Annotated in this window: 26 protein-coding genes and 2 pseudogenes; 7 read left to right on the top strand and 21 right to left on the bottom strand. The window is 68.9% G+C overall.

Going from position 1 to position 25,016, the window contains the following annotated elements:
* Both ASD47_RS28205 and ASD47_RS10830 read left to right on the top strand, forming a co-directional pair.
* A pseudogene (locus ASD47_RS28205) lies at window positions 1-97 on the top strand (hypothetical protein); the annotation flags it as partial.
* Between the two features lie 172 nt (window positions 98-269).
* Window positions 270-1,385 carry an acyltransferase gene (locus ASD47_RS10830; protein WP_056755640.1) on the top strand — a complete coding sequence of 372 codons (1,116 nt, stop codon included), beginning with the start codon at window positions 270-272 and terminating at the stop codon, window positions 1,383-1,385.
* Window positions 1,386-1,501: 116 nt separating this feature from the next.
* Here ASD47_RS10830 and recN read toward each other — a convergent pair whose 3' ends face one another.
* The gene (gene recN, locus ASD47_RS10825; RefSeq protein WP_056755636.1) at window positions 1,502-3,214 is read right to left on the bottom strand and encodes a DNA repair protein RecN; all 1,713 of its coding nucleotides are present in this window, start codon (window positions 3,212-3,214) and stop codon (window positions 1,502-1,504) included.
* Between the two features lie 127 nt (window positions 3,215-3,341).
* Window positions 3,342-4,274 (bottom strand): outer membrane protein assembly factor BamD, encoded by a 933-nt coding sequence (locus ASD47_RS10820; RefSeq protein ID WP_162251634.1) that lies wholly within the window; start codon window positions 4,272-4,274, stop codon window positions 3,342-3,344.
* Between ASD47_RS10820 and ASD47_RS27935 the strand changes: the two genes are divergently transcribed.
* Window positions 4,228-4,359 (top strand): hypothetical protein, encoded by a 132-nt coding sequence (locus ASD47_RS27935; protein WP_255355509.1) that lies wholly within the window; start codon window positions 4,228-4,230, stop codon window positions 4,357-4,359. The genes ASD47_RS10820 and ASD47_RS27935 overlap by 47 nt on opposite strands.
* Window positions 4,360-4,465: 106 nt before the next feature.
* Here the strand turns inward: ASD47_RS27935 and lpxC are convergent, their stop codons facing one another.
* Entirely contained in the window at window positions 4,466-5,362 is an 897-nt protein-coding gene (lpxC, locus tag ASD47_RS10815; protein ID WP_056755630.1) for a UDP-3-O-acyl-N-acetylglucosamine deacetylase, read from the bottom strand.
* Between the two features lie 289 nt (window positions 5,363-5,651).
* Here lpxC and ASD47_RS10810 point away from each other — a divergent pair, with 289 nt between their 5' ends.
* Entirely contained in the window at window positions 5,652-7,757 is a 2,106-nt protein-coding gene (locus tag ASD47_RS10810) for a S9 family peptidase (RefSeq protein ID WP_056755625.1), read from the top strand.
* 60 nt (window positions 7,758-7,817) lie between these two features.
* On the top strand, window positions 7,818-8,882 hold the full coding sequence (locus ASD47_RS10805) for a hypothetical protein (protein ID WP_056755622.1): 1,065 nt from the start codon (window positions 7,818-7,820) through the stop codon (window positions 8,880-8,882).
* An 85-nt stretch (window positions 8,883-8,967) separates the two neighbouring features.
* Here ASD47_RS10805 and ASD47_RS10800 read toward each other — a convergent pair whose 3' ends face one another.
* The 6 genes from ASD47_RS10800 to yajC form a co-directional block, all read right to left on the bottom strand.
* Window positions 8,968-9,723: a squalene/phytoene synthase family protein gene (locus ASD47_RS10800; RefSeq protein WP_056755619.1), complete on the bottom strand. Its 756-nt coding sequence runs from the start codon at window positions 9,721-9,723 to the stop codon at window positions 8,968-8,970.
* An 83-nt stretch (window positions 9,724-9,806) separates the two neighbouring features.
* Window positions 9,807-10,421: a urate hydroxylase PuuD gene (locus ASD47_RS10795; RefSeq protein WP_056755616.1), complete on the bottom strand. Its 615-nt coding sequence runs from the start codon at window positions 10,419-10,421 to the stop codon at window positions 9,807-9,809.
* Window positions 10,422-10,502: 81 nt separating this feature from the next.
* Window positions 10,503-10,856, bottom strand: coding sequence for an Mth938-like domain-containing protein (locus ASD47_RS10790; RefSeq protein WP_056755739.1), 354 nt, complete (start codon window positions 10,854-10,856; stop codon window positions 10,503-10,505).
* Window positions 10,857-10,858: 2 nt separating this feature from the next.
* Window positions 10,859-11,806, bottom strand: a complete 948-nt coding sequence (gene secF, locus ASD47_RS10785; protein WP_056755613.1) for a protein translocase subunit SecF — start codon at window positions 11,804-11,806, stop codon at window positions 10,859-10,861.
* 9 nt (window positions 11,807-11,815) lie between these two features.
* Window positions 11,816-13,414: a protein translocase subunit SecD gene (gene secD, locus ASD47_RS10780; RefSeq protein ID WP_056755610.1), complete on the bottom strand. Its 1,599-nt coding sequence runs from the start codon at window positions 13,412-13,414 to the stop codon at window positions 11,816-11,818.
* A 74-nt stretch (window positions 13,415-13,488) separates the two neighbouring features.
* Window positions 13,489-13,797, bottom strand: coding sequence for a preprotein translocase subunit YajC (gene yajC, locus ASD47_RS10775; RefSeq protein WP_056755607.1), 309 nt, complete (start codon window positions 13,795-13,797; stop codon window positions 13,489-13,491).
* A gap of 121 nt (window positions 13,798-13,918) precedes the next feature.
* On the opposite strand from yajC, the gene ASD47_RS10770 reads away from it, so the two are divergent.
* Together ASD47_RS10770 and ASD47_RS10765 are read left to right on the top strand one after the other, a co-directional pair.
* Window positions 13,919-14,758: an ATP-binding protein gene (locus ASD47_RS10770; RefSeq protein WP_056755605.1), complete on the top strand. Its 840-nt coding sequence runs from the start codon at window positions 13,919-13,921 to the stop codon at window positions 14,756-14,758.
* An 18-nt stretch (window positions 14,759-14,776) separates the two neighbouring features.
* Window positions 14,777-15,016, top strand: coding sequence for a hypothetical protein (locus ASD47_RS10765; protein WP_056755602.1), 240 nt, complete (start codon window positions 14,777-14,779; stop codon window positions 15,014-15,016).
* An 86-nt stretch (window positions 15,017-15,102) separates the two neighbouring features.
* Here ASD47_RS10765 and ASD47_RS10760 read toward each other — a convergent pair whose 3' ends face one another.
* From ASD47_RS10760 to nagZ, 12 genes and pseudogenes are all read right to left on the bottom strand, one after another.
* Window positions 15,103-16,992: a LysM peptidoglycan-binding domain-containing protein gene (locus tag ASD47_RS10760; RefSeq protein WP_056755599.1), complete on the bottom strand. Its 1,890-nt coding sequence runs from the start codon at window positions 16,990-16,992 to the stop codon at window positions 15,103-15,105.
* A 126-nt stretch (window positions 16,993-17,118) separates the two neighbouring features.
* Window positions 17,119-17,775: a protein-L-isoaspartate(D-aspartate) O-methyltransferase gene (locus tag ASD47_RS10755; protein ID WP_056755596.1), complete on the bottom strand. Its 657-nt coding sequence runs from the start codon at window positions 17,773-17,775 to the stop codon at window positions 17,119-17,121.
* Window positions 17,775-18,569 (bottom strand): 5'/3'-nucleotidase SurE, encoded by a 795-nt coding sequence (gene surE / locus ASD47_RS10750; RefSeq protein ID WP_056755592.1) that lies wholly within the window; start codon window positions 18,567-18,569, stop codon window positions 17,775-17,777. The genes ASD47_RS10755 and surE overlap by 1 nt, the downstream gene beginning before the upstream one ends.
* A gap of 121 nt (window positions 18,570-18,690) precedes the next feature.
* The gene (serS, locus tag ASD47_RS10745; protein ID WP_056755589.1) at window positions 18,691-19,986 is read right to left on the bottom strand and encodes a serine--tRNA ligase; all 1,296 of its coding nucleotides are present in this window, start codon (window positions 19,984-19,986) and stop codon (window positions 18,691-18,693) included.
* Between the two features lie 253 nt (window positions 19,987-20,239).
* The gene (tatC, locus tag ASD47_RS10740; RefSeq protein WP_056755586.1) at window positions 20,240-21,142 is read right to left on the bottom strand and encodes a twin-arginine translocase subunit TatC; all 903 of its coding nucleotides are present in this window, start codon (window positions 21,140-21,142) and stop codon (window positions 20,240-20,242) included.
* Complete coding sequence (gene tatB / locus ASD47_RS10735) at window positions 21,139-21,708, bottom strand: Sec-independent protein translocase protein TatB (protein ID WP_056755583.1); 570 nt, start codon at window positions 21,706-21,708, stop codon at window positions 21,139-21,141. Before tatB ends, tatC begins: the two co-directional genes overlap by 4 nt.
* Before the next feature lie 84 nt (window positions 21,709-21,792).
* Window positions 21,793-22,017, bottom strand: a complete 225-nt coding sequence (locus ASD47_RS10730) for a twin-arginine translocase TatA/TatE family subunit (protein ID WP_028040730.1) — start codon at window positions 22,015-22,017, stop codon at window positions 21,793-21,795.
* 146 nt (window positions 22,018-22,163) lie between these two features.
* Window positions 22,164-22,349: a hypothetical protein gene (locus tag ASD47_RS10725; RefSeq protein WP_200945249.1), complete on the bottom strand. Its 186-nt coding sequence runs from the start codon at window positions 22,347-22,349 to the stop codon at window positions 22,164-22,166.
* Window positions 22,350-22,385: 36 nt separating this feature from the next.
* Window positions 22,386-23,039 (bottom strand): SMC-Scp complex subunit ScpB, encoded by a 654-nt coding sequence (scpB, locus tag ASD47_RS10720; RefSeq protein ID WP_056755577.1) that lies wholly within the window; start codon window positions 23,037-23,039, stop codon window positions 22,386-22,388.
* Window positions 23,040-23,051: 12 nt separating this feature from the next.
* Window positions 23,052-23,164, bottom strand: a pseudogene (locus ASD47_RS27570) (hypothetical protein); the annotation flags it as partial.
* Entirely contained in the window at window positions 23,161-23,985 is an 825-nt protein-coding gene (locus ASD47_RS10715; RefSeq protein WP_056755574.1) for a ScpA family protein, read from the bottom strand. The gene ASD47_RS10715 and the pseudogene ASD47_RS27570, both read right to left, overlap by 4 nt.
* The gene (gene nagZ / locus ASD47_RS10710; protein ID WP_056755570.1) at window positions 23,982-25,007 is read right to left on the bottom strand and encodes a beta-N-acetylhexosaminidase; all 1,026 of its coding nucleotides are present in this window, start codon (window positions 25,005-25,007) and stop codon (window positions 23,982-23,984) included. The genes ASD47_RS10715 and nagZ overlap by 4 nt, the downstream gene beginning before the upstream one ends.
* Window positions 25,008-25,016: the final 9 nt, after the last annotated feature.

The raw sequence follows: 25,016 nt of genomic DNA, 5'->3' as shown, positions 1-25,016 counted from the left end.
GGACACGCTGGAGTAACCCCCTCCAGCCCAGTCCCGCTCGATCGCCCCCCGCCGCCGCATCGGTCGCTGGCCATGCGCCCTTTCCCTGCGACGAGGTGAGGTCAGGATAAAGGCGGTCTGGAGGGGTGAGGGGCATAAAGATTTAGCGTTGGGATTTCAGCGGCTTGGCCGCCGCAATGATGGGGACACGTCGCAAGGGCGTGTCCCCGCGGCGTACAAGGCCACGCTGGCCCAAACCTTGCTCCCACACGGGAAAGGAGCTTCGCCGCATGTCCCAGACCGTCTCCACGTCCCAGAACGGCCCAGGCCTGTCCCGTGGCGGCGCCCTGGACCTGCTGCGGTTCGTCGCGGCCCTGTTCATCGTGCTCTACCACGTGGCGGAGCGGGCCCCCGTGTCGCTGTTCGCCCTGCATCCGGCCCTGGGCCGCGGCTATCTGGCCACCGATTTCTTCCTGATGCTGTCGGGCTATGTGCTGGCCCGCACCTATGGACCGCGTCTCCTGGGCCAGGACGTCACCACCGGCGAGTTCCTCAAGCGCCGCATCCTGCGCATCTGGCCGGCCCACCTGGTGATGCTGGTGCTGTTCGTGGCCTTCGTCCTGGGGACCGGCGCCGTCGGCCTGGCGCCGCAGAACCCGCAGTGGTTCCAGTGGAATCAGCTGCTGCCGCAGGTCTTCCTGATGCAGGCCTGGTTCGTGCCCGGCCCGTCGGGCTGGAACATGCCGACCTGGACCCTGTCGGCCCTGATCGTCTGCTATGCCGGCTTCCCTGCCGCCTGGCGGGCCACCGCCAGGATCCGCTCGCCCTGGACCACCCTGCTGATCGGCGTGGCGATCTTCCTGGCCGTGGACTACGCCGCCAAGGCGGTGACCGGCATTCCCGGTCACCAGCTGCCGCTGCGGTTCGGCCTGGTGCGCGGAATCCCGCTGTTCATCCTCGGCATGCTGCTCGCCCGCCTGCCGACGGCGATTTCGTCCCGTTGGGCCGACGGCTTGGCCATCGCGGCGGGCGTCGGCGTCGTCGCCCTGCAGGTCTTCGGCCGCTTCGACCATGCCAGCCTAGCCCTGCTGGGCCTGCTGATCTACGCCGCCGGCGCTTCGGGCGCCAAGGGCTGGGGCTGGGCCGGCCTGGCCGGACGCCTGTCGTTCTCGCTGTTCCTGACCAACCAGCTGGTCGCCGTGGTCTGGTTCGGCCTGCTGCGCGCCGTGGCCGGCAAGCTGGGCCTGGAGGGTCCGCTGCTGTGGGCCGCCTGGGCCATGGCCCTGCCCGCCTGCGTCGTCGCCGCCTGGCTGTTCGAACGCTTCGTCGACACGCCGCTGCAGGCCTGGATCAAGGGCTGGTCGCGCAAGGACGTGGCGCCCAAGGCCGAGCCGGCGCTGGCCTAGCCGCCCTGCATCCTTCGAGGCTCGCCCGTGGCTCGCACCTCGGGATGAGGACCACTTTTGCACTGAATTCCTCATCCTGAGGCGCCCGCGCAGCGGGCCTCGAAGGATGCAGGGCCTCAGCCGATCAGCGCCTTGGCTGCGGCGCGGGCGGCCTCGGTGACCTCGGCGCCGGACAGCATGCGGGCGATCTCTTCCTGGCGTTCGGCGGCCGACAGCGGCTCGACGCGGGTGCGGGTCGAGGTGTCGTCGCCGGACTTGGAAATCCGCCAATGGGCGTCGGCCCGCGCGGCGACCTGGGCCGAGTGGGTGACGACCAGGACCTGGGCCCCCTGCCCGTTCGAGCCATGGGCCAGGCGCTTGAGCCGCAGGCCCACCGCATCGGCCACGGCGCCGCCGACGCCCTGGTCGACCTCGTCGAAGATCATCAGCGGCTGGGGCCCCTCACCGCGCCCAGCCAGGGCGGCCTTCAGGGCCAGGGCGAAGCGGGCCAGTTCGCCGCCCGAGGCGATGGCCTCCATCGGCCCGAACGGCGCGCCGGGATTGGTCGAGATCTCGAAGGCCACGCGGTCGATCCCGGTGGGGCCGGCGCGGTCCTCGTCCAGCGGCTCGACGGCCACGCGGAAGCGGGCCTTTTCCAGCTTCAGCGGCGCCAGCTCGGCCTCGACGGCGGCGGCCAGCCGGTCGCCGGCGGCGCGGCGCTCGGCCGACAGGGCCTGGGCGGCGTAGAGATAGGCGTCACGGGCGTCGGCCGCGTCGCGCTCGGCGGCGGTCAGCGCCTCGGCCGAGGACTCGATGGCCTGCAGCTGGGCGGCGAATTCGGCGCGCTTGCCGGGCAGCAGCTCGACGGCGACGTTCAGCTTGCGGGCCATGCCGCGCAGGGCGAACAATCGCTCCTCGGCCTTTTCCAGCCGGTCGGGCTCGAACTCGAAGCCCTCGGCGGCGGCGTCGATGGCGGCGGCGGCCTCCTGGGCCTCGACCAGGGCGCGGTCGACCGCCTCGCAGGCGGCGGCCAGCTTGGTGACGGCCGGGCCATCGGCGGGCGCGCCGGCCTGGATGGCCCGCTCGCGGGCGCGTTCCAGGGCGCGGAAGGCGCTGGCCAGCTTGCCCGACAGGGCGTCGCCGCCCAGGGCCTCGCTGGCCGCGGCGATATCGGCCAGGGCCTTCTCGGCCGAGCCCAGCAGGGCCCGCTCCTCGGCCAGGGCCGTCTCCTCGCCCTCGCGCGGGTCCAGCCGGTCCAGCTCCGACAGCCGCAGGGTCAGTTCCTCGGTCTCAGCGGCGGCGCGGTCGGCCAGGTCGCGCAGGGCGGCGGCCTTTTCGCGGGCGGCGCGCCAGGCGCTCCAGGCCGAGGCCACGGTCGCGACACGAACCTGCCCGAAGGCGTCCAACAGATTGCGGTGGGTGCGCACGTCCAGCAGGCCGACCGTCTCGTGCTGGCCGTGGACCTCCAGCAGCAGGGCGCCCAGGTCCTTGAGCACGCCGACGCTGGTGGCCTGGTCGTTGACGAAGGCGCGGCTGCGGCCGTCGGGCGACAGCTGGCGGCGCAGGACCAGGTCCTCGTCGCGGGCGTAGTCCAGGCCCTTGTCGTCGAGATAGGCGAAGGCCGCATGGTCGGCCGGCAGGGCGAAGATGGCGGTGGCGCTGGCGTGGCCCGCAGCCCCCCGACGAACGAGGCCGGCGTCGGCCCGGGCGCCCGTGGCCAGGCCCAGGGCGTCCAGGATGATCGACTTGCCCGCCCCGGTCTCGCCGGTCAGGGCGGTCAGGCCCGGACCGATGGCCAGGTCCAGGCTCTCGATGAGCACGACGTCGCGGATGGAGAGACCGATCAGCATGAGCCCTAGGATCGCCGGGAATCACGGTTTTTCATAGTGGGCTTGTTCTCGTGGCGTTCTCGTCGCCCGCCAAGGCCTTCCGGAAACGAAAAACGGGCCGATCCTTCAAGGACCGGCCCGCTGTTTTCTACATGCCCAGGACGCCCATCAGGCCGCCCTTTTTCTTCTTGGCTTCGCCCGGCGGGGCCAGGGTGGTGTCCTTGTCGTGGATCAGTCGATCGATGAGGTTCTTCTTGTTGCCGGCCTTCAGCGGCTCGACGGCGGGCTTGAGGCCGTTGTTGGTCAGCAGCTTGTAGGCCTCGGCGTACCAGGGATCGCCCGGGAAGTTGTAGCCCAGCACCGCGCCGTTGCGCTTGGCTTCGTCCAGCAGGCCCAGGGTCAAGTAGCTCTCGACCAGGCGATAGAGGGCCTCGGGGGTGTGCGAGGTGGTCTGGTGGCGGTCGATCACGGTGCGGAACCGGCCGATGGCGGCCAGGGTCTGGCCGTTGCGCAGGTAGTAGCGGCCGATGGTCATTTCCTTGCCGGCCAACTGGTCGCTGACCATGTCTATCTTCAGGCGGGCGTCCTGGGCGTATTCCGAGTTGGGATAGCGCTGGACCACGTCGCGCAGGGAGGCCATGGCCTGCTCGGTGGCGGCCTGGTCGCGGTTGACGTCGACGATCTGCTCGAAATAGCAGACGGCCTTCAGATAGTAGGCGTATGAGGCCGACGGGTTGCCCGGATACAGGCCAATGAAGCGGTCGGCGTCGGAGATCGCCTCGTTGTACTGGTTGCCCATGTAGTGGGCGTAGCCGGTCATCAGGATCGAGCGGCGCGACCATTCCGAATAGGGGTGCTGGCGCTCGACCTCGCGGAAATAGTCGACGGCCTCGTTCCAGCTGCCGCGGTCCAGGCGGTTGGCGCCGGTCGAATACAGCAGCTCCACCGGACGCTCTTCGTAAGCCAGGGTGGGCTTCTTGCGCTTGCCGGCGCAGGCGGAGACCGACAGGGCGACCAGCACGGCGGTCGCGACCATGGCCACCTTGCGTCCCGAGAAATTACGAAGCACGGACTTTATCACCCTCGAAGCAAACGTGCGCCCCTGCGCCGCCGTGCAAGGCTTCTACACCACGCCGATGCGGGCGCAAATGGAAGCCGAGCCGTGACGAGGATACGCCCCAAGACGCATCCCCCGGGGAATCCGCCCAAACGCTACAGACATCGGCTTTTTGACCAAATCAGGTCGAAGCGCGACGCCTGCGTATCAGTTTGTCAGACAGCCTCGGCCAATTCCACCGAATGGGCGCGCATCCGCCAGGCGGAAGGGTTGGCCATCAGGGCGCGGACGATGGCGTTGTTCAGGCCGTGGCCGGCCAGCACGCCCTCGAAGCGGCCGATGATCGGCGCGCCCAGCACATAGAGGTCGCCCACCGCGTCCAGCGCCTTGTGGCGCACGAACTCGTCGGGACGGCGCAGGCCTTCGGGGTTCAGCACCCGGTCGCCGTCGATGACCACGGCGTTCTCCATCGTGCCGCCGCGGGCCAGGCCGATGGCGCGCAGGGCCTCGACGTCGCGGAGGAAGCCGAAGGTGCGGCAGTCGGACAGCTCGGCGCGGAACGAGTCCTCGTCCACCACCAGGTCGACGCGCTGGCGGCCGATGGCCTTGCTGGCGAAGGCGATCTCGAAGGCCACCTCGAAGCGGTCGCTCGGCGAGAGGCTGGCGCGCTTGTCGCCGTCCTCGACCGCTACCGTCTTGAGGATCTCGATGTAGCGACGAGCGGCTTCCTGCTTGCGACGGCCCGCGCGGTCGAGGATCTGGACGAAGGGCTCGGACGAGCCGTCCATGATCGGCACTTCCGGACCGTCCAGCTCGACGACGCAGTTGTCGATGGCCAGGGCCGCCAGGGCGGCCATCAGGTGCTCGATGGTCGAGACGCGCACGTCGGCGGCGTTGTTGATCACCGTGCCCAGCTGGGTCTGGCAGACGGCGTCCGGCTTGACCGGCACGCGGTTGTCGCGATCGTGTATATCGGTGCGTACGAAGACGACGCCGGCGTCGACCGGCGCGGGGCGCACGGCGACGCGCACGTGCGAGCCGGTGTGCAGGCCCACCCCGGCGAAGATGACCGGTCCGGCGACCGTATGCTGAAAATATGCCGAAGCCGACACGTGAGACCCTTACCTTGACCAGCGGGGCGGTTCATCGACCGCCTTCTCGCCCCGCCTAACATCTAGGGAAAATGCTGCGTCGCGGCAAAGCAAGTCCTGTTTCCGATTGTTACCTCTGTAGGCAATTGTTTTTCATGGCTTTTTCGGACGATCAGCGGTCATATTTTCGTCGCATTGCGAAGCTTGCAGCCTGGGAGGACGATCTTGCGCCCCTCCCCTGGCTTCGCTGGCATGTCCTCGCTAGGCTTGCGGCTCTTTCCGGCGCCAACGCCTCCTGGATACCGCTTCCATGACCAAGACCTTGCGCACAGCCGCTTCCGTCCTCGCCCTGTCCATGGGGGCCTTGTCGATCGCCGCCTTGGCCCCGGCGCCCGCCGCTTTCGCGGACGGCCGCGGTTTCACCGCCAAGGACATGGTGCAGCTGGAGCGGATCAGCGATCCGCGCGTGTCGCCCGACGGCCGCTTCGTCGTCTACAGCGTGCGGACGATGGACTACGCGGCTAACAAGGCCTCGATGTCGCTGTGGATCGCCGACCTGAAGGCCAGGATGGCCCCGCGCCGGCTGGCGGTGTCCGACGGCGGGGCCAGCAGCCCCCGCTGGTCGCCCGACGGCAAGGCCCTGTACTTCGTCTCGGGACGGACCGGCGGCCTGGACCAGGTCTATCGCACCGACGCGGCCGGCGAGACCGCCGTCCAGGTGACCAAGGCTCCGTTCGACGTCGGCGCCTTCAAGATCGCGCCCGACGGCAAGACCATCGTCATCGCCCAGGCCGTGTTCCCCGACTGCGACACGCTGGAGTGCACCAAGGACAGGCTGGCGGCCAAGGGCGGGCAGAAGACCACCGGGGTGGTCTACGACAAGCTGTTCATCCGCCACTGGGACACCTGGGCGGACGGGACGCAGAATCACCTCTACGCCCTGAAGCTGGACGAGGCGGGCATCGCCACGGGCGCGCCGGTGGCGCTGATGAACGGCTTCAACGGCGACGCGCCGACCAAGCCGTTCGGCGGCGACGAGGACTTCGCGATCACGCCGGACGGCAAGACCGTGGTGTTCTCGGCCAAGCCGGCCGACCGCGAGGAATCGTGGAGCACCAACTACGACCTGTGGCGCGCGCCCTTGGATGGCTCAGCCAAGCCCGAGAACACGACGGAGGCCAACAAGGCCTGGGACGCCCAGCCCAGCGTCTCGCCCGATGGCAAGGTCCAGGCCTGGCTGGCCATGAAGCGCCCCGGCTTCGAGGCCGACCGCTTCGCCATCATGGTCCGCGAGGGCGACAAGATCCGCGAGCTCTCGCCCGCCTGGGACCGCTCGGCCCAGTCGATCGCCTGGAGCGCCGACGGCAAGACCATCTACACGACCGCCGAGGACGTGGGCCAGACCAAGCTGTTCGCCGTCGACGTCAAGACCGGCAAGGTCACCGCCCTGACCGGCGAGGGCCATGTCAGCGGCTTCAGCGTCGGCCCGCAGTCGATCGTCTACGCCCAGGACAACCTGAAGGGCCCGGCCCAGCTCTACGCCCTGTCGACGATCAAGAAGGGCGAGGCGCCCATCAAGCTGACCAACAACAACGCCGAGGCGCTGGCCGGCGTGGCCATGGGCGAGCCCGAGCAGTTCAGCTTCCCCGGCTGGAACGGCGAGACCGTGCACGGCTACCTGGTCAAGCCGGCCAATTTCGACCCGGCCAAGAAATACCCGGTCGCCTTCCTGATCCATGGCGGCCCGCAAGGCAGCTTCGGCAACCTGTTCCACTATCGTTGGAACGCCCAGACCTACACCGGGGCCGGCTATGCGGTGGTGATGATCGATTTCCACGGCTCGACCGGCTACGGCCAGGCCTTCACCGACGCGATCAGCCAGCACTGGGGCGATCGCCCGCTGGAAGACCTGCAGAAGGGCTGGGCCTTCGCAACCGGCAAGTACGGCTTCCTCGACAAGGACCGCGCCTGCGCCCTGGGCGGTTCGTACGGCGGCTTCATGATCAACTGGATCGCCAGCCAGTGGAAGGAACCCTGGAAGTGCCTGGTCGACCACGACGGCATCTTCGACAGCCGGTTCATGGGCTATTCGACCGAGGAGCTGTGGTTCAGCGAATGGGAGAACGGCGGCCCGCCCTATCAGGCCGGCACGACCTATTCCAAGTTCAACCCCGCCGACCATGTGGACCAGTGGAGCGTGCCCGAGATGGTGGTCCAGGGCGGCCAGGACTTCCGCGTGCCGCTCGAGGAAGGCATCGGCACGTTCACCGCCCTGCAGCGCAAGGGCGTCCCCAGCAAGCTGCTGTATTTCCCCAACGAGAACCACTGGGTGCTGAAGGCCCAGAACTCGATGCAGTGGCACGACGAGGTGCTGAAATGGCTCGACCAGTGGACGAAGGGCGAGCAGGTCAAGTAATACGCTTATAAATTGCAGATCAGCGCCCCTTCCGTTAGTTTGGAGACGGAAGGGGCGATCATGTTCCAGCTGTTCCGCGCGATCTCGAACCGCATCACGCTGCAATCTCGATTGGGCGGACGCTATGCCGAGGCCCGGGTGCTGGCCGCCGAGCTGGACCTGGACCTGACCGAGATCGCCCTGCGCCACGGCAGCCAGGGCCATGCCGAGGGCGGCACGACCGCCGACAACAGCCAGGCCGAGCGCGAAGAGAAGTTCAAGCGCCTGACCGAGGGCTTCAACAGCCCCTACCCCAGCGAACAGATCGCCGCGGCCGTCGACCTGCGCAAATGGATGGTGCGCGACTACGGCCTGGAGCGGCTGAGGTGGTTCGTGCCGCAGCTGCGCGAACGGTACATCCACGCGATCGGACCCAAGGCCGCCAAGCTGGAGCCGATCGTCTTCGCCCCCGAGGACGCCAACCGCGCCGAGCTGGAGGCCGAGGCCCTGAGCCTGCTGGAGCGCCTGAAGCTGCTCTACACCCTCAGCAGCGAGCGCGAGGTGCTGACGGGCCGAATGCGGCGCTGGGCCCTGGGCCTGCTGTGCTGGCTGTTCCTGGCGCTGATGATCACCCGCCTGCTGCCCAACATCAGCCCGCCCGGCGCCATTCGCGAGTCGGTGACGGTGATCGCCAACTTCTCGCTGATCGCCTTCGTTGGCGCGGCCGGAGCCATGGTCTCGGTCCTGAGGCGCACCGAGTCGGCCATGGCCTCGGCCTCGTCCGACATCGACCCCGTGCGCCAGGTCAGCGCGCTGAGCCAGGGCCTGACGGCCGTGTTCATCGCCGCCTTCGTGGGCATGTCGGTGTCGTTCGTGCTGGTGGCCTTCTTCGCCAGCGGGCTGGTGCGCGAGGGCGCGATCGTCGGGTCGGGGGCCGCGACGCTGTTCCCGCAGATCGTGCCCTGCCGCTACGACTGCCCGATCACCCTGGTCAATCGCGGCCTGATGTTCCCGGCCGCCGTCGACGCCGCCAAGATGATGGTCTGGGCCTTCATCGGCGGCTTTTCCGAACAGCTGGTGCCCGACGTGCTGGACCGTCTGACCAAGGCCGCTCGGCAGACGAAGAAACCGTCGGAGGCGGCGTAGGCCGGGGACATGCCCTTGCGGCGTGTCCCCAGTTTCAGGCGCCGCGCTTGCCGATGGGGACATGCCACAAGGGCATGTCCCCAGCTTAGATCCGCCCCGTCGCCACCGCCCAGGTCAGCCGCAGGCGCTTCTCCAGCTCGCCCAGCTCCCGCGCGCCCAACTGCGCCATCGCCAGGGCCGCCGGAGCCGCGGCCGGAAAGGCGGCGATCGGCAAGGCCTTGAGCGCCACATTGGCCTTGGCGCGCGCCTCCCCCACCCGGCGGCGGACGTCGCCCTGCGTCCAGTCGGCCGGCAGGCGCTGGACCCCCGCCCGCTTCAGCCGCCACAGTCCCGCCAGGCCATAGGCCCGGGCGGCGTCCTGCACGGCGTGGGGATCGGCCTTGGGGTCCAGCCGCCAGGCGGCCAGCATCGCCGTCGCCCCGGCCGTGGCGTCGACATAGGCCAGGACCTGGCCCTCCGTCTCGAATGGCGTAGCGTCGAGATCGGCCATCCGGGCCTCGGTCATCTCGGCCAGGGCGCTCAGAGGATAGCCGGCGGCGGCCACGGCCTCGACCGTGGGGTGGCGGCGCGGCGGCTGGCCGGCGGCGATCTCCTCCATGGCCTCGCGCCACCAGGTCAGGCGGATCTCGCCCATCAGGGCGTTGCTAACCCCGCCGGCCACCCGGGCCAGCTCGTAGTTGAAGGCGTAGAGCGCGATCACGTCGGTCCGCGCCTTGGGATCAGCAATGAACCGGCTGGCCAGCCAACGGTCGGGATCGACCCGGCGCACCAGGGCGTCCAGATCGGTGTCCGGGGCGTCGTTGCGGTGGGCGATGTCCAGCGTGGTCTTCGGCGTCGTCATGGGCGCGGCTTATGCGCCGCCTAGCCCAAAAGAAAAAGGCCCACGGGTCCCGTGGGCCTTCCTCGTCCGTCCTGATCGGGCGATCAGTTGAACAGCGTCTGGTACATCGTCATCGTCGCCAGCATCGGGATGCTGAGCAGCGTGTTGATGCGCGAGAACAGCATGGCCATCTTGGCCGCCTTGGCCTTGGCGTCGGCGTCCACCTCGACGATGCCCAGGGCCCGCTTCTGGTTCGGCCAGATCACGCCCCAGACATTGATGAACATGATCGTCGCCAGCCACATGCCCAGGCCGATGAAGGTGAAGCCCATGTCGACGCCGCGCTCGTAGCCGCCCCACAGGCCGAAGGTCGCCGCCTCGGCCAGATAGCCGCGGCTGAACGCCAGGACCACGCCCATCACCCAGGTCGCCAGCGCCGCCCAGCGGAACCAGAACAGCGCCTCGGGGGCGATGTACTTGGACACCGCCGGCTTCAGCTCGGCCGGGATCTGCGGCATGACGCGGATCTGCACGAAGTTGAAATAGTACAGCAGCCCGATCCACAGGATGCCGAAGAACACGTGCAGCAGGCGGAACACCGCCTGGAAATAGGCCTCGTCGAAGCCGTGCGGGCTGTGGCCGAAGCCGAACGCGATCACCAGCGCCAGCAGGACGCTGACGATGATGGTGTTGCGGAAATTGGAAAGTAGTCCGGTCATGTCCAGGCCCCCTAATGCCCCTGTTGCAGGGTCAGGTATAGGGCGTCTGACGGAGTCGGCAAATAGACGCGATTGGCCGCCCTAGACGGCGATCAGGGCCGCCGCCAGCCGCCGGCCTTCGCTGGCCAGGACGTTGTAGGTGCGCGCGGCGGCCTCGGTGCTCATGAACTCCAGACCAAGCCCGGCCGCCTTCAGGGCGTCGCGCACCGGGCGCGGCGGCAGGGCGTTGACCAGGCCCACGCCCAGCAGCACGAACTCGACCGCCCCGCCCGCCGCGAAGACCTCGGCGAAGTCGTCCGGCGTCAAGGCGGCCAGGCTGGTGGCGCCCCAGGATCGCGGCTGGTCGTCGATGATCAGCAGCGAGCCTGGACGCCAGTCGCCGGAGACGCGGAATCCGCCGCCGCCCCAGGCGTCGATCGATGGCGGCTGGCGCAGCATCAGGGGCGGGTGCCGGCGCCGAGCTTGATCGGCGTGGCTTCCTCGTCGCCCCGCTTGACGCCCCAGACGAGGATCAGCGGCAGGGCGATGTAGACCGACGAATAGGTGCCGATCAGGATGCCGAAGGTCATGGTGAAGACCAGCGGGAACAGCACCGGGCCACCGAACACCATGGTGCCGCCCAGGGCCAGCAGGGCCGTCGAGCCGGTGATGATCGTCCGCGACAGACGCTCGTTCTCCGACAGGTCGATGATGTCGCGCAGCGGGGTGGTCTTGTACTTGCGCAGGTTCTCCTTGAGCCGGTCGAAGGTGATGACCTTCTCGTTCATGGAGTAGCCGATCACCGTCAGCAGGGCGGCGATCGAGGTCATCGAAAACTCGATCTGCAGCACCGACAACAGGCCCAGCGTCAGGATGATGTCGTGGAACACGGCCACCACGGCGCCGACGCCGAACTGCCACTGGAACCGGAACCAGATGTAGCCCAGCATCAGCACCAGGGCGATGCCCAGGGCCTTGAAGCCCGACCCCAGCAGCTCGCCCGAGACCTTGGCGCCGATCACCGACGGGGCCGGCATGGTCATGGTCGGGAAGTGGGCGACCAGCTTCTGCTTGATCTCGGCCGCCTCGGCGTTGGCGTTCTGGCCCGCCTCCGGCAGAAAACGGATCATGGCGGAGTTGGGCGAGCCGAAGCCTTGGACCTGGGCGTCGTGAACGCCGATCCGACCCAACTCGCCGCGAAGCTCGGCCAGCGGAACGGGCGTGGGCATGCGCGCTTCCATGGCGATGCCGCCCTTGAAGTCGATGCCCAGGTTCAGGCCCTGGGTGAAGAACGAGACGCACGAGCCGGCGATCAGCAGGGCGGAGATCGCCGCGGCGACCGGAGCCCACTTCACGAAGCGGAAGTGGGTCTGGCGGGGGATCAGGCGGATGAGGGGCCAAGCCATGATGGAAACCTAAGCGATCGGCAGCTTCTTCGGACGGGCGGTCTTGAACCACCAGCCGATGAGCACTTGAGTGATGATGATGGCGGTGAACACCGAGGTGAACACGCCGATCGACAGGGTCCAGGCGAAGCCCTTGATGGGGCCCGAGCCGAACCCGAACATGATCGCCGCGGAGATCAGGCTGGTGATGTTGGCGTCCATGATCGAGACCATGGCCCGGCGGAAGCCCGTGTCGGCCGCCGACATCGGCGATCGTCCCGCCGCGGCCTCGTCCCGCATCCGTTCGTAGATCAGCACGTTGGCGTCGACCGCCACCGCCAGGGTCAGGATCAGGCCGGCGATGCCGGGGAAGGTCAGGGTGGCCTGGGTCATCGACATGATGCCGACGATCAGCAGCACGTTGGCCACCAGGGCCAGGGCCGCGAACACCCCGAACAGGCCGTAGGCCAGGATGATGAACACGAACATCGCCGCCGCGCCGATGGCCAGGGAGATGGCCCCGGCCCGGACGGCGTCGGCGCCCAGCTCGGCTCCGACGGTGCGCTGCTCTTCCAGGTTCAGCTTGGCGGGCAAGGCGCCCGACCGCAGCAGCAGGGCCAGTTCGGCGGCGCTTTCCGGCGTGAAGTTGCCGGTGATGATGCCCGAACCGCCCGGCAGCGGCTGATTGATCCTGGGGGCCGAGATGTATTTGCCATCCAGCACGATGGCGAAGCGCTTGCCGACGTTGCGGGTGGTGGCGTCACCGAACTTGCGGGCGCCGGAACCGCCGAAGCGGAAACCGACCGCGGGCGCGCCGTTCTGGTCGAACTCCTGGTTGGCGTTAACCAGGTCCTCGCCGGTCACCAAGGCGCGCTTGGCCACTGGGATTGGCGGCTCGCCGGGCTGGGTGCCCGGGATGACCACCACGCCAGGCGGGATGCGGCCAGCGACCATGTCTTCCTGGGTGACCGTCTCGTCGACCATCTGGAAGGTCAGCTTGGCGGTCTGGCCGATCACGGCCTGCAGGCGGGCGGGGTCGCTTTCGCCGGCCGCCTGGATGACGATCCGGTTGCTGCCCTGGCGGGTGATCGTCGGTTCCTTGGTGCCCAGGGCGTCGATCCGGCGTCGGATCGTCTCGATCGACTGGGTCACGGCCTTGGCGGCGTCCGCCTTGGCCGCTTCCGGCACGAAGGCAAGTTCCAGCTGGCCATCGCCATTATTGGTCACGGTCGTATCGCGCCCGGTAACCGTGCCTTGCAGCTGGCCGCCGATCGAGCGGCGCAGCAGGCTGACCGCCTGGTCCACCTTGGCCGGATCGGTGATGCGCACCCGCACGACGCCGCCCGCCTCGCCCAGCTCGCCGAACTCGATCTGGTCGTTCCGCAGCGTGGTGCGCACGTCCTCGACCATGTTGGTCAGGCGTTCGGCCCGCAGCGCGTCGGTGTCGACCTCGTAGAGCAGGTACGAGCCGCCCTGCAGGTCGAGCCCCAGGTTGAGCTTCTGGTGGGGAACCCAGCCTGGAAGCGCGTCGAGCGTCTTCTGCGGCAGCACGTTGGGCAGGGAGAAGACGATGCCGAAGATCACCGACAGGATGACGGCGGTGACTTTCCAGCGGGAGAGGGTCAGCATGGATTACAGGCTCTGGACGACGCCCTTCGGCGTCAAGTTACGGGCGGCGCCTCGTGGTCGACGCGGAGTGGTGATCAGCTCTTGGGATCGTTGGCCGGGGCCGGTTCGCCCTTGGCGCGGATCTCGGCGATCATGCTCTTAACCACCTTGACGGTCACGCCCTGGGCGATCTCGACGCCGACCTCGGTCTCCTCGACCCGGACGACCTTGCCCAGCATGCCGTTCGACAGCACGACGTTGTCGCCGCGCTTGACGGCGGCGATGGCCGCGGCGTGCTGCTTGGCGCGCGTCTGCTGCGGGCGGATCAGCATGAAATAGAAGAGCACGACCATCAGGATGATGGGCGCGATCTGGATCAGTTGGGCTTGCAGTCCACCGGACATGTCGTCTCCAAGAAAGTCTGGTTAGCGTCCCCGCCCACATGGGGGGCCCGCCAAGTCGGCGGAAGCTATGCGTTCACCTCTCCTTTTGCAATGACAGCTGGGTGGGGCTAGGAGGCAACACATGAACGACGCCGCCCTGCCCCTGCTCGCCCGCATCGCCGACGCCCTGGAGCGCCTGGCCCCCGCGGCTCCCGCCGCGCCCGACTTCGGGGCCGGACGGCTGTTCCGGCACGAGCCGAAAGGCGACGGCTTCGTCCCCGCCCCCGACTACCCGATGCCGCTGGACCTGCTGATCGGCGTCGAGCGGCAGAAGGACCGGTTCGTCGAGAACCTCCGCCGCTTCGCCGTCGGCCTGCCCTGCAACCACGTGCTGCTGTGGGGCGTGCGCGGCACGGGCAAGAGTTCGCTGACCAAGGCCGCCTTCATGAAGCTGGCAGCGGAATACCCCGCCCTCAAGCTGGTCGAGGTCGATCGCGACGAGGTCGCGGCGTTGCCGCCGCTATTTGATGTGCTGCGGTCGTGCGCGGAGCGCTTCGTGGTGCTGTGCGACGACCTGTCGTTCGAGGACGGGGCGGCGGCGGCCAAGGCGCTGAAGTCCGCCCTGGAGGGCGGCGTGGCCGGCCCGCCGGAGAACGTGCTGTTCGTGGCCACCTCCAACCGCCGCCACCTGATGCCGCGCGACCATGTCGAGACGCAAGGCGCGATCGCCGCGGCCGAGAACGCCGAGGAAGAGATGAGCGTCTCCGACCGCTTCGGCCTGTGGATCGGCTTTCCGCCCATGGACCAGCCCACCTACCTGGCGGCGATCCACGGCTATGCCGAGCGCTTCGGGCTGCAGGTCGAGAACCTTGAGCGCCGGGCGCTGCAGTGGTCGCAGCTGCGCGGCGCCCGCTCGGGCCGGGTGGCCTACCAGTTCATCCGTGACCTGGCCGGGGAGCTGGGTGTAAACCTGCCCGCCTAAACCCCGCGGGAGGCCCGGATGGGCAAGCCTTGGTTTCGCGTGAAGCGCTACGGGTTCGGCGCCGGCCTGCCGTGCCGCTGGCAAGGCTGGGCGCTGCTGATCGGCTTCCTGGTCGTCATCGTCGCCAGCGGCGTGGTGTTCGCCGGACGAGACCCCATGCTCCACCTGGGCCTGGTGCTGGCCTCGACGGCGGTCGTGGTGATCGTCAGCTGGCGCAAGAGCGACGGCCCGTGGAAGTGGCGCTGGGGCGACGCGTAGCCGACGCCCGCGCTCCGCCCCCTATAGGGGCGGACAGACCGCGCAGCGGTCAGGTGGGGCAAGTTAGCGCCCCACCTCCCCGCCTTCTACTTCGGCAGCACCAGACCCGGATCCACCGGCCGCGCCTTGTCCTTGGGCGTGGGCGCGTAGCGGACCTCGAAGTGCAGCTTCGGCTCGCTGGCGCCGCCGGTCTGGCCGACCGAACCGAGCGTCGCCCCCTGGGCGACCTGCTGGCGCATCTTGACCTGGATGTCCGCGAGGTGGGCGTAGGCCGTCACCCAGCCGTCCGCATGCTTGACCAGCACCAGGTTGCCGAAGCCGGGCACCTGGTTGCCGGCATAGACCACCTCGCCCGCCGCGGCGGCGCGGACCGGCGTGCCGGCCGGCGCGCGGATATCGACGCCGTCGTTGCGCTGGCCAGCGCCCTTGGGGCCGAAGTCCGAGATCGTCTCGCCCTGCAGCGGCCACACGAAGCGGCCGCGACCGGCGGCGGTGATCTCGGCCTCGGTCGGCGGCGGGGTGCTGCCGATGATCTGGCCCGAGGACGGCGGCGGCGTCACCGGCTGGGCCGAGACAGGACCGGTGGGCGTGCGCGGATAGCTGGAACTGGGCGACGGCGTATAAGGGCGCGGTGACGACGGCAGCGAGGCCGGCGGCGTAGTGGCGGCCGGCGGGGTGTAGCTGGGGGTCGGCGTGACCGGGCGCGGGGTCGTGGGACGCGGCGCCGGCGGGGCGGTCGTTACCGTGGTCTTCAGCGGGCCCTTGTCGCGATAGCCGGACGGCAGGCGCAGCTTCTGGCCCTTCTTGATCGCCGCCGAGGTGCGCAGATTGTTCTCTTCGGCCAGGGCGGCCGGCTTGACATTGAAGCGCTTGGCGACATTGGCCAGGGTGTCGCCGGTCTGGACCACATAGGCCTTGGCGGTGGTTTCCGGGCCCTTCAGCTTCTGGCCGGGATTGATGCGATACGGCGCCTTGAGGTCGTTGTCCTTGGCCAGGTCGGCGCGGGTGGTGTCCAGGGTGCGGGCGATGGCGTCGATATTGTCGCCCCGCTTGACGGTGTAGGCGCGGCGCGGGCCGGCGACCTCGACCACGGGCCCCGTGACGCTGACCGTCGTGGTGGTGACCGGACGGCCGGCGGGGACCTCCTCCTCCTCGACGTCGCGGGACGGAGCCGGCGCGGTCGCGTGGCTGGACGGCGAACCGATCGGCGGCAGGTCGCCGGACGACGGCGCGCCGCTGGCCGGGCCCTGGGCGACCGGCTGCATCACGGTGGTGCGGCTGGGACCCTTGTCCCTGTAGCCTTCCGGCAGGCGCAGCTTCTGGCCCTTGCGGATCGCCGAGCCGGTGCTCAGCTCGTTCTCCTCGGCCAGGGCCGCGGCCGTGACCGAGAAGCGCTTGGCGATGGCGAACATCGTGTCGCCTGTCTGGACGACGTAGGCCTTGGCGTCCTTGGTCTCCGGCCCCTGCAGCACCAGGCCCGGATGGATCCGGTACGGCGACTTCAGGTCGTTGTCCTTGGCCAGCTGGGCGCGGGTGGTGCCCAGGGTGCGGGCGATGGCGTCGATATTGTCGCCCGACTTGACCTTGTAGCTCTTGGGCGGGCCGGCGATCGTCACCACGGGGCCGCCGACGGTGGTGACCACCACCGGACGCGCGGCCGGCGCCGGGGCCGGACGGGCTTCAGCGACGGGAGGGGGCGGCGGAGGCGGCAGCGGCTGGGTGGTCGTGGCCGGGGCCAGAGGCTGGCTGGAGACGCCGACGCTGCCGGCGGGCGCGGAGAAGGTGGGTTGCGGCTCGTCGGGCGGGGTCGAGGGCCCCTCGGGCTGCTGGTTGGCCGGCGGGGCCTGGACGATCGGGAAGTTCGGAGTCGGAGCCTGGCTCCGGGTGGGATACTGCGCGCCGCCCGTGCTCTCGCAGGCCGCGAGCGTTCCAGCCGTCAGGGCGATCACCGCCGCGCGCGTCCACAACTGCCTCATAGCCTCTCCTCTACCTTGCATAGGCTCCAGTCGCCGCCGCAAGGGTAAACCAACCATTAAACATCCCGCGTCGTCCCGAGAACCCTGCGCAAGCACCCACAGGGAAAACCCGGCGACGCCGGCCCGCTATTCGCGGGCGACGCCGTCCAGGATCGGGACGAAACGCACGTCGCACAGGACTTCGACCGTGAAGCCCCCCTTCCCGTCGCCGGCATAGCGGCGAAGGCTCTGCACCGGCCCCTTGCCCACGGGCGCGACGAGCACGCCCTGCGGCTTGAGCTGCGAAAGCAGAGTTTCGGGTTCATCCTGCGCCGCCGCCGTGACCAGAATGCGGTCAAACGGCGCCTGTTTGGGCCAGCCCTCCCATCCATCCCCAAATTTCGTGATGACATTGGTCAGGCCCAGCACCGCGAAGCGGGCCTCGGCCTCCTTCATCAGGGTCCGATAGCGCTCGATCGTATAGACCAGGCGCGAGACGCGGCTGAGGACGGCGGTCTGATAGCCCGAGCCGGTGCCGATCTCCAGCACCCGGCAGCGCGGCTCCAGGGTTAGGGCCTGGGTCATCAGGCCGACGATGAACGGCTGGCTGATGGTCTGGCCGCAGGCGATCGGCAGGGCCGAATCCTCCCACGACCGTTCCTTGAACAGGTCAGGCGTGAACAGGTCGCGCGGGGTCTTCTCGATGGCGTTCAACACGGCCGGGTCGGTGACCCCCTGGGCGCGCAGGGCCTTCATCAGCGCCTGCAGCCGGGCCTCGGGCGTGTCGGCCTTGGCTTGGGCCATCACGAAGCCGCCTCCAGCTTGGGAGGCGCGCCACCGAGCAGGCCCTTCAGCGCCGCCACGGTCGGGTTGTGGGTCAGGTCGATGTGCAGCGGCGTGACCGAGATCTTGCCTTCGTAGACGGCCTTCAGATCCGTACCCTCCGCCGGCTTGGACGGCTTGAGAACAAAGCCCGTCCAGTAATAGTCGCGACCGCGCAGGTCGGTCCGCTTTTCCATGCTCCGCATGTGCGAGTCGCGGAAGCCCTGGCGGGTGACTTCCACCTCGGTGACCGCTTCGGGGGCAAGGGCCGGGAAGTTGACGTTCATGATGACGTCCCTGGGCCAGCCGATCTCCAGCAGGCGGCGGACGACGCCCGGGCCGAAGTGCTCGGCCGTCTCCCAGTGGGCCACCACCTCGTCGTGGAAATAGGTCATGGCCTGCGACAGGGCGATCGACGGGATGCCCAGGGCCATGCCTTCGATGGCGCCGGCCACCGTGCCCGACAGGGTGACGTCCTCGGCCAGGTTCTGGCCGCGGTTGACGCCCGACAGCACCAGGTTCGGGGCTGGGCCCTCGATCAGCTGCTGCACGGCCATGGCCACGCAGTCTGTGGGCGTGCCCTCGACGGCGAAGCGGCGATCGTCGACCCGGCGCACGCGGATCGGGTCCGACAGGGTCAGGGCCCGGCCGGCCCCCGACTGCTCGTACTCCGGGGCGACGATCCAGATGTCGTCCGACAGCGTCCGGGCGATGCGCTCCAGGCTTTGCAGGCCCTCGGCGTGGATGCCGTCGTCGTTGGTCATGAGGATGCGCATCTAACGGGCGAGCCCCCTCCGCCCCTTCGGGCCACCTCCCCCAGAGGGGGAGAATCTGCACGGTGCGGCGGCCATTAGATGCTCCCCCTCTGGGGGAGCTGTCGCGGAGCGACTGAGGGGGTCACGCGGCGCCTCCGATATGCGTCACGCCGCCCATGTAGGGGACCAGCGCGGCGGGCACCGTGATCCGGCCGGTCTCGTCCTGGTAGTTCTCCAGCACGGCCACCAGGGTGCGGCCGACGGCCAGGCCCGAGCCGTTCAGGGTGTGGACGTAGTGCGTGCCCTTCTCGCCGGCCTTCTTGAAGCGGGCGTCCATGCGCCGGGCCTGGAAGTCGCCGCAGTTGGAGCACGAGCTGATCTCGCGATAGGTGTTCTGCGACGGCAGCCAGACTTCCAGGTCGTAGGTCTTGCGGGCGCCGAAGCCCATGTCGCCGGTGCACAGCAGCATGGTGCGGAACGGCAGCTCCAGGGCCTTCAGCACTGCCTCGGCGCACTGGACCATGCGCTCGTGCTCGGCCTCGGACTGGTCGGGGGTGGTGATCGAGACCAGCTCGACCTTGTAGAACTGGTGCTGGCGGATCATGCCGCGGGTGTCGCGGCCGCTGGCCCCGGCTTCCGAGCGGAACGACGGCGTCAGGGCGGTCATCCGCAACGGCAGCTCGGCCTCGTCGGTGATCTGCTCGCGCACGATGTTGGTCAGGGAGACTTCGGCGGTGGGGATGAGCCAGTGGTCGACCGTGGTCTTGAACAGGTCCTCGGCGAACTTCGGCAGCTGCCCGGTGCCGAACAGCGCCTCGTCCTTGACCAGCAGCGGCGGGCTGATCTCGACATAGCCGTTCTGGACAGTCTGCAGGTCCAACATGAACTGGCCCAGGGCCCGTTCCAGCCGCGCGATCTGGCCCTTCAGCACCACGAAGCGGGCGCCGGACATCTTCGCGGCGGCTTCGAAGTCCATGCCGCCCAGGGCCGCGCCCAGGTCGACGTGGTCCTTGGGATTGTTCAGCCGTCCGGCCGGCAGCTTGGACGGATCGCCCCAGCGGCGGACCTCGACATTGCCCGCCTCGTCCTCGCCCTTGGGTACTTCCGGCGCGGGGATGTTGGGCAGGCTGGCCAGCAGGTCCTTCAGCTCGCCGCCGAACCGGTCCTCATCGACCAGGGCGTGGGCCATGTCGCCTTTCAGCGCCTCGACCTCGGCCATCAAGCGTTGGGCCTCGGCCTCGTCCTTCTTGGCCTTGGCCTGGCCGATCAGCTTGGAGCTTTCGTTGCGCCTGGCCTGGGCCTCCTGCAGCGCCGTCTGGGCGGCGCGCAGCTGGGCGTCCAGCCTGACCGCCCCGGCGGCCGCGCCCGAGCGGCCCTTGGCCGACCAGGCGGCTTCGAAGGCTTCGGGATTGTCGCGGATGGCCTTGATGTCGTGCATCGGAACGCTCGGGAGAGAAGTCGTTAAGAAGCGACCTCTCTAAGGCGCGTCGGCGGGGGCGCCAAGCGTGGTGTCTCGCCCGGCCCTCCCCAAACGCCCGTCATCCCGGGCCTTGTGCCCGGGACCCCTTTATCCGCCGCACGTGCGCAGGGATGGCGCGCTGGCGCGCCACAGCGCTTCGCCGTCGGCTGAACCAGGGGTCCCGGGCACAAGGCCCGGGATGACGGTTAAAAAGGGGTGGGTTTACCCGCCGCTAAACCGCCACCACGTCCTTGGTCTGCTCGGCCTCGTCCTTGGCCTTGCGGCGTTCGATCAGCCACACGCACCAGATCGAGATCTCGTAGAGCAGGCACATCGGGATCGCCAGGGTCATCTGGCTGATCGGGTCGGGCGGGGTCAGGATGGCGGCGGCGATGAACACCCCGACGATGGCGTAGCGGCGGCCGTCGCGCAGCATCTTGGAGCTGATGATACCGGCCATGCCCAGCAGCGAGACCACCACCGGGAGCTGGAAGCACAGGCCGAAGGCCAGCAGCAGCGAGGTCACCAGGGTCAGATAGTCGCTGACCTTGGGCAGAAGCTCGACCGAGATGCCCTGCCCGAAGATCTGCTGGTTCAGCGAGAACCAGACGATGAACGGCAGCATGATGTAATAGACCAGCGCCGCGCCCATCGCGAACAGCACCGGCGAGGCGATCAGGAACGGCAGGAAGGCGTTGCGCTCGTTCTTGTACAGGCCCGGCGCGACGAAGCGGTAGAGCTGCCAGGCCAGGACGGGGAAGGTCACGACGACCGCGCCGAACGCTGACAGCTTCAGCTTGGTGAAAAACTGCTCCAGCAGGGCCGTGAAGACGAACTTCTGGTGGCCGGCGGCGGCGGCCGGGACCTCCTTGAGGCCGACCAGGGTCATGATCAGGTCGAACGGGCCGTGATGTCCGCCGGCCTTGCTGGCGGCGACCATGTTGGCGGCCACCTCGTAGGGGTGGATCAGGAACAGGAACAGCTGCTGCGAGAAGGCGAAGCAGACCCCGAAGCCGACGAACAGCGCCACCACGCAGATAATCAGCCGCCGGCGCAGCTCGATCAGGTGGTCCATCAGCGGCGCGCGCGAGGCTTCGATCTCGTCTTCCGGATCGTGTCCGATGGCGTTGGTCACGAGACGATGTCCGATTTGGTCGAGGGCTTGGCCGCGCGCTTGCGGACCGGCTTTGTGGGAGCCGAGAGATCATCCCTGGCGGCCTTGGCCGCCTTCGGCTTGGAGACGATCTCGGCCGTCCTGGCGGCGGGCTTCTTGGCCGGCGCCCTGCGCTTCGGCTTGGGCTCCGAGACGATCTCGACGCCGGGCGCGGGCGCTTCCAGGGACGTGGCCGGCTGGTAGGCGTCGTGCGGCGAGACCTTGACCGCGCCGCTGTTGAGGCTGGCGTCGATGTCGGCGAACACCTGGTCGACGTGGCTGGCGTCGCTGGCCTGGGCCGCGGCGTCGCGCATCGGGGCGGTGTACTGCCCCTCCCGCATGGCCTGGACCTCGCGGCGCAGCTCGTCAAGCTCCGACTGGCGGGCCATCTCGTCGAAGCTGGCGCGGAACTCGTTGGCCATGCCGCGGATCTTGGCGACGAACTGGCCGAGCTTGCGCAGCAGGACAGGCAGGTCCTTGGGCCCCACCACGATCAAGGCGACCGCGGCGATGACCAGGAGTTCCGTTCCGCCGATATCAGGGAGCATGGACGCGCCTTAGAGCGAACCGGCGCCGCCGGGTTCGCGAAGTGAAACGACAGTCGCGCCGGCCGAGCCGGCGCGACGAATCCCCTACGACTTGCGCAGGTCTTCCTTCTCGGCCTCGGTGCGCGGCAGGGCGCCCGTGGACTTGTTGGCCGCGACGTCGTCGGACGGATCGTCCTTCAGGCCGTCCTTGAACGCCTTGATGCCCTTGGCCGCGTCGCCCATGATGCCGGACAGCTTGCCGCGCCCGCCAAACAGCAGGGCCACGACCGCGATCACGATCACCCAGTGGATCCAGCTCATGCTACCCATGACGACGATGCTCCTTGCGACAGCGGCCCATTAGCCGCTGCGGCGTGCCGTTACAATATGCCAGCCGATATATAAGCGCATGCGGCGGTCCCCGCCACGGAGCGCTTTGACGCGCGCCCCGGAACTTCGGAACCAGGCGGCGAGCCCTATTCCTTTCGCTGGCTCGGCCATTCGATGGACGCCAGCACCCAGAGACCGATCAAATTCGCCAAGGGCGCCAGGGCCAGAAGCCCCCACCATCCCGAAAAACCCATTCTCTTCAAGATCTTGACGACTGGCAGCCCGATAAGCGCGACCGGAGCCAGCACGATCAACCAATGAACGATCGACATTGAACCCATAGTTTTCCCCCTTCGAGATCTCCAGGCCTAGGACGCGTCCCCCAGGAAATCCTGTGCGAATTCCGGGGCCTCGTCGCCGTCCTCCAGCGGATCCTCGTCCTCGCCGGTTCGCAGGCCCATCGGGTCGGGCACGGTGAAGCCCGGCGGCAGGTCCAGGGCCAGCAGGCCGGCCGCGCGCATCTCGGCGATTCCCGGCAGGTCGCCCAGGGTCGCCAGGCCGTAGTGCTCAAGGAAGGCGTCGGTGGTGCCGAACGTCACCGGGCGGCCGGGCGTGCGGCGACGGCCGCGCATCTTGACCAGGCCCAGCTCCAACAGCACGTCCAGCGTGCCCCGGCTGGCCTGGACCCCGCGCACCGCCTCGATCTCGGCCCGGGTGACCGGCTGGTGGTAGGCGATGATCGCCAGGGTCTCCTGGGCGGCCTTGGACAGCCGCCGCGGCTCCTCGCGCTCCTCGGTCATCAGGAAGGCCAGGTCCGTCGCGGTCTGGAACCGCCAGCGGCCGGCCACCTGGACCAGCTCGATGCCGCGGCCGGCGTAGCGCGCGTACAGGTCGGCCAGGCCCGCGCCGACGTCCGCCCCCTCGGGCAGGCGCTTGGCCAGGTCCTCGACGCTCAGCGGCTCGGCCGCGGCGAACAGCAGGGCCTCGATGCAGCGGGTGGTGAACAGCGGGTCTTGGGTCATGTTTTCGTGGGCCCGCCCTGGTCCTTCGACAAGCTCAGGATGAGGGCTATCGATGGATCGGCGCGCAAAAAATCCTCATCCTGAGCTTGTCGAAGGACGAGGATTTCCGTCCGGATCCGGCTCATACGATCGGCTCCAGCGGCTCGGCCCGCGTGCGCAGGTAGATGTCCGAGAAATGCTCCATCTGCCGCGCTTCGAGGATCCCTTCCTTCACCAGCTCCAGGCTGGCCGACAGGGTCGAGGCCAGGTAGCTGGCGGGGCTGGGACCGTCGGGATCGTGCTCCCAGCGTTCGACCGGCGCGACGCCCGACAGGGTGGTCCAGTCCTTCATCTCCGGCAGCAGCTCGCGCAGGCGGTCGCGGGCGTCCTCCAGCGGGTAAGCCTGGGGCGGGCGTGGGGCGTAGTGGCGGCCATGCTCGCGCTTGCGCTGGGTGATGTAGGCGGTCATCAGGGCGTAGAGGTCGCCCTCGAAGCGGGTGGAGGAGACGATCTTCACCGCCTCCGGGTCGCCGCGCATGAACACGTCGCGCTTGAGGATCGGACGCTCCTTTAGGGCTTCGACGGCCTTGCGCATCACGTCCAGTTTGGCCAGGCGGAAGGCCAGCTGGGCGGCCATCTCCTCGGCCGGCGGCTCCTCGGCCTTAGGGCGCTCGGGCTTGGGCAGCAGCAGGCGCGACTTCAGATAGGCCAGCCAGGCGGCCATCACCAGATAGTCGGCGGCCAGCGAGAAGCGCACGCGGCGGGCCTGCTGCACGAAGGCCAGGTACTGCTCGGCCAGCTTGGTGATCGACAGCTGCAGCAGGTCGACCTTCTGGCTGCGCGCCAGGGCCAGCAGCACGTGCAGCGGGCCTTCGTAGCCGTCGATGTCGATGACCAGCGCCGCGCCATCTTCGGCCGCCTCGTTGGCGGCCTCGAAGTCCAGGGTGGGCTGGAAGCCCGTGCTCACGCAAAGCGTCCGTCGAAAGCGGCGTCGAAGCGGGCGCGGGCCTGGGCCACGTCCAGCGGCTCGGGAACCTTGACCAGCCGGCCCATGACCGCCTGGACCCGGCGGCGGGCCTCGCGCGACAGCTTGCCGACGCCCGACATCACCGCCTTCATCTCGGCCATGTCGCCGTTGCAGTGCAGGACCACGTCGCAGCCGGCGGCCAGGCTGTCCTTGGCGCGCTGCTTGAAGTCGCCCGACAGCGCCTTCATCGACAGGTCGTCGCTCATCAGAAGTCCGTCGAAGCCGATGGATTCCCGAATGATCTTCCTGATCGCCTTCTTCGACGTCGTGGCCGGACGGGACCGGTCGATGGCCGTATAGACGACGTGGGCGGTCATCGCCATCGGCATGTCCGACAGCACGCGGAACGGCGCGAAGTCGCGGGCGTCCAGCTCGGCCAGCTTGGCCTTGACCACCGGCAGTTCCAGGTGGCTGTCGCTCATGGCGCGGCCGTGACCGGGGATGTGCTTGATGATCGGCAGAACGCCGCCGGCCAGCAGGCCCTCGGCCGCCGCGCGGCCCAGGGTCGCCACCTGCTGCGGCGTGTCGCCATAGGCGCGGTCGCCGATGATCTCGTGACCCTGCGGATCGGGCACGTCCAGCACCGGCACGCAGTCGACGTTGATGCCGAGATCCAGCAGGTCGTGGGCGATCAGCCGCGCGCCTAGGCGGGTGATCTCGCGGGCGACCAGCGGGTCGTTGGCCACCAGTTCGCCATAGGCGCGGCCGGGCGGGTAGGTCTTCCAGTGGGGCGCGCCCAGGCGGGCGACGCGGCCGCCCTCCTGGTCGATCAGGATCGGCGCGTCGGCGCGTCCGACCGTCGCCCGCAACGCCGCCGTCAGGGCCCGGACCTGATTGGGATCGGCGATGTTGCGCTTGAACAGGATGAAGCCCCACGGCTTCACGTCGCGGAAGAACGCGACCTCTTCCGCCGTCAGGGTGGTCCCGGCGCAGCCGAGGATGGCGGCGGAGATGCTGGCCATGCGCCCTGC

Source organism: Caulobacter sp. Root1472 (genome assembly GCF_001426985.1).
GTDB classification, from domain to species: domain Bacteria; phylum Pseudomonadota; class Alphaproteobacteria; order Caulobacterales; family Caulobacteraceae; genus Caulobacter; species Caulobacter rhizosphaerae.
Note: the sequence above shows the minus strand (reverse complement) of the source record. Positions and strands in the feature narration are given on the sequence as shown.

Excerpts from the sequence above, each read along its gene's own strand:
- ASD47_RS10830 (WP_056755640.1), top strand. The coding sequence starts at position 270 with ATGTCCCAGACCGTCTCCACGTCCCAGAACGGCCCAGGCCTGTCCCGT.
- recN (WP_056755636.1), bottom strand. The coding sequence starts at position 3,214 with ATGCTGATCGGTCTCTCCATCCGCGACGTCGTGCTCATCGAGAGCCTG.
- ASD47_RS27935 (WP_255355509.1), top strand. The coding sequence starts at position 4,228 with ATGGCCACCTTGCGTCCCGAGAAATTACGAAGCACGGACTTTATCACC.
- ASD47_RS10810 (WP_056755625.1), top strand. The coding sequence starts at position 5,652 with ATGACCAAGACCTTGCGCACAGCCGCTTCCGTCCTCGCCCTGTCCATG.
- ASD47_RS10805 (WP_056755622.1), top strand. The coding sequence starts at position 7,818 with ATGTTCCAGCTGTTCCGCGCGATCTCGAACCGCATCACGCTGCAATCT.
- ASD47_RS10800 (WP_056755619.1), bottom strand. The coding sequence starts at position 9,723 with ATGACGACGCCGAAGACCACGCTGGACATCGCCCACCGCAACGACGCC.
- ASD47_RS10795 (WP_056755616.1), bottom strand. The coding sequence starts at position 10,421 with ATGACCGGACTACTTTCCAATTTCCGCAACACCATCATCGTCAGCGTC.
- secF (WP_056755613.1), bottom strand. The coding sequence starts at position 11,806 with ATGGCTTGGCCCCTCATCCGCCTGATCCCCCGCCAGACCCACTTCCGC.
- secD (WP_056755610.1), bottom strand. The coding sequence starts at position 13,414 with ATGCTGACCCTCTCCCGCTGGAAAGTCACCGCCGTCATCCTGTCGGTG.
- yajC (WP_056755607.1), bottom strand. The coding sequence starts at position 13,797 with ATGTCCGGTGGACTGCAAGCCCAACTGATCCAGATCGCGCCCATCATC.
- ASD47_RS10770 (WP_056755605.1), top strand. The coding sequence starts at position 13,919 with ATGAACGACGCCGCCCTGCCCCTGCTCGCCCGCATCGCCGACGCCCTG.
- ASD47_RS10765 (WP_056755602.1), top strand. The coding sequence starts at position 14,777 with ATGGGCAAGCCTTGGTTTCGCGTGAAGCGCTACGGGTTCGGCGCCGGC.
- ASD47_RS10760 (WP_056755599.1), bottom strand. The coding sequence starts at position 16,992 with ATGAGGCAGTTGTGGACGCGCGCGGCGGTGATCGCCCTGACGGCTGGA.
- ASD47_RS10755 (WP_056755596.1), bottom strand. The coding sequence starts at position 17,775 with ATGGCCCAAGCCAAGGCCGACACGCCCGAGGCCCGGCTGCAGGCGCTG.
- surE (WP_056755592.1), bottom strand. The coding sequence starts at position 18,569 with ATGCGCATCCTCATGACCAACGACGACGGCATCCACGCCGAGGGCCTG.
- serS (WP_056755589.1), bottom strand. The coding sequence starts at position 19,986 with ATGCACGACATCAAGGCCATCCGCGACAATCCCGAAGCCTTCGAAGCC.
- tatB (WP_056755583.1), bottom strand. The coding sequence starts at position 21,708 with ATGCTCCCTGATATCGGCGGAACGGAACTCCTGGTCATCGCCGCGGTC.
- ASD47_RS10730 (WP_028040730.1), bottom strand. The coding sequence starts at position 22,017 with ATGGGTAGCATGAGCTGGATCCACTGGGTGATCGTGATCGCGGTCGTG.
- ASD47_RS10725 (WP_200945249.1), bottom strand. The coding sequence starts at position 22,349 with ATGTCGATCGTTCATTGGTTGATCGTGCTGGCTCCGGTCGCGCTTATC.
- scpB (WP_056755577.1), bottom strand. The coding sequence starts at position 23,039 with ATGACCCAAGACCCGCTGTTCACCACCCGCTGCATCGAGGCCCTGCTG.
- nagZ (WP_056755570.1), bottom strand. The coding sequence starts at position 25,007 with ATGGCCAGCATCTCCGCCGCCATCCTCGGCTGCGCCGGGACCACCCTG.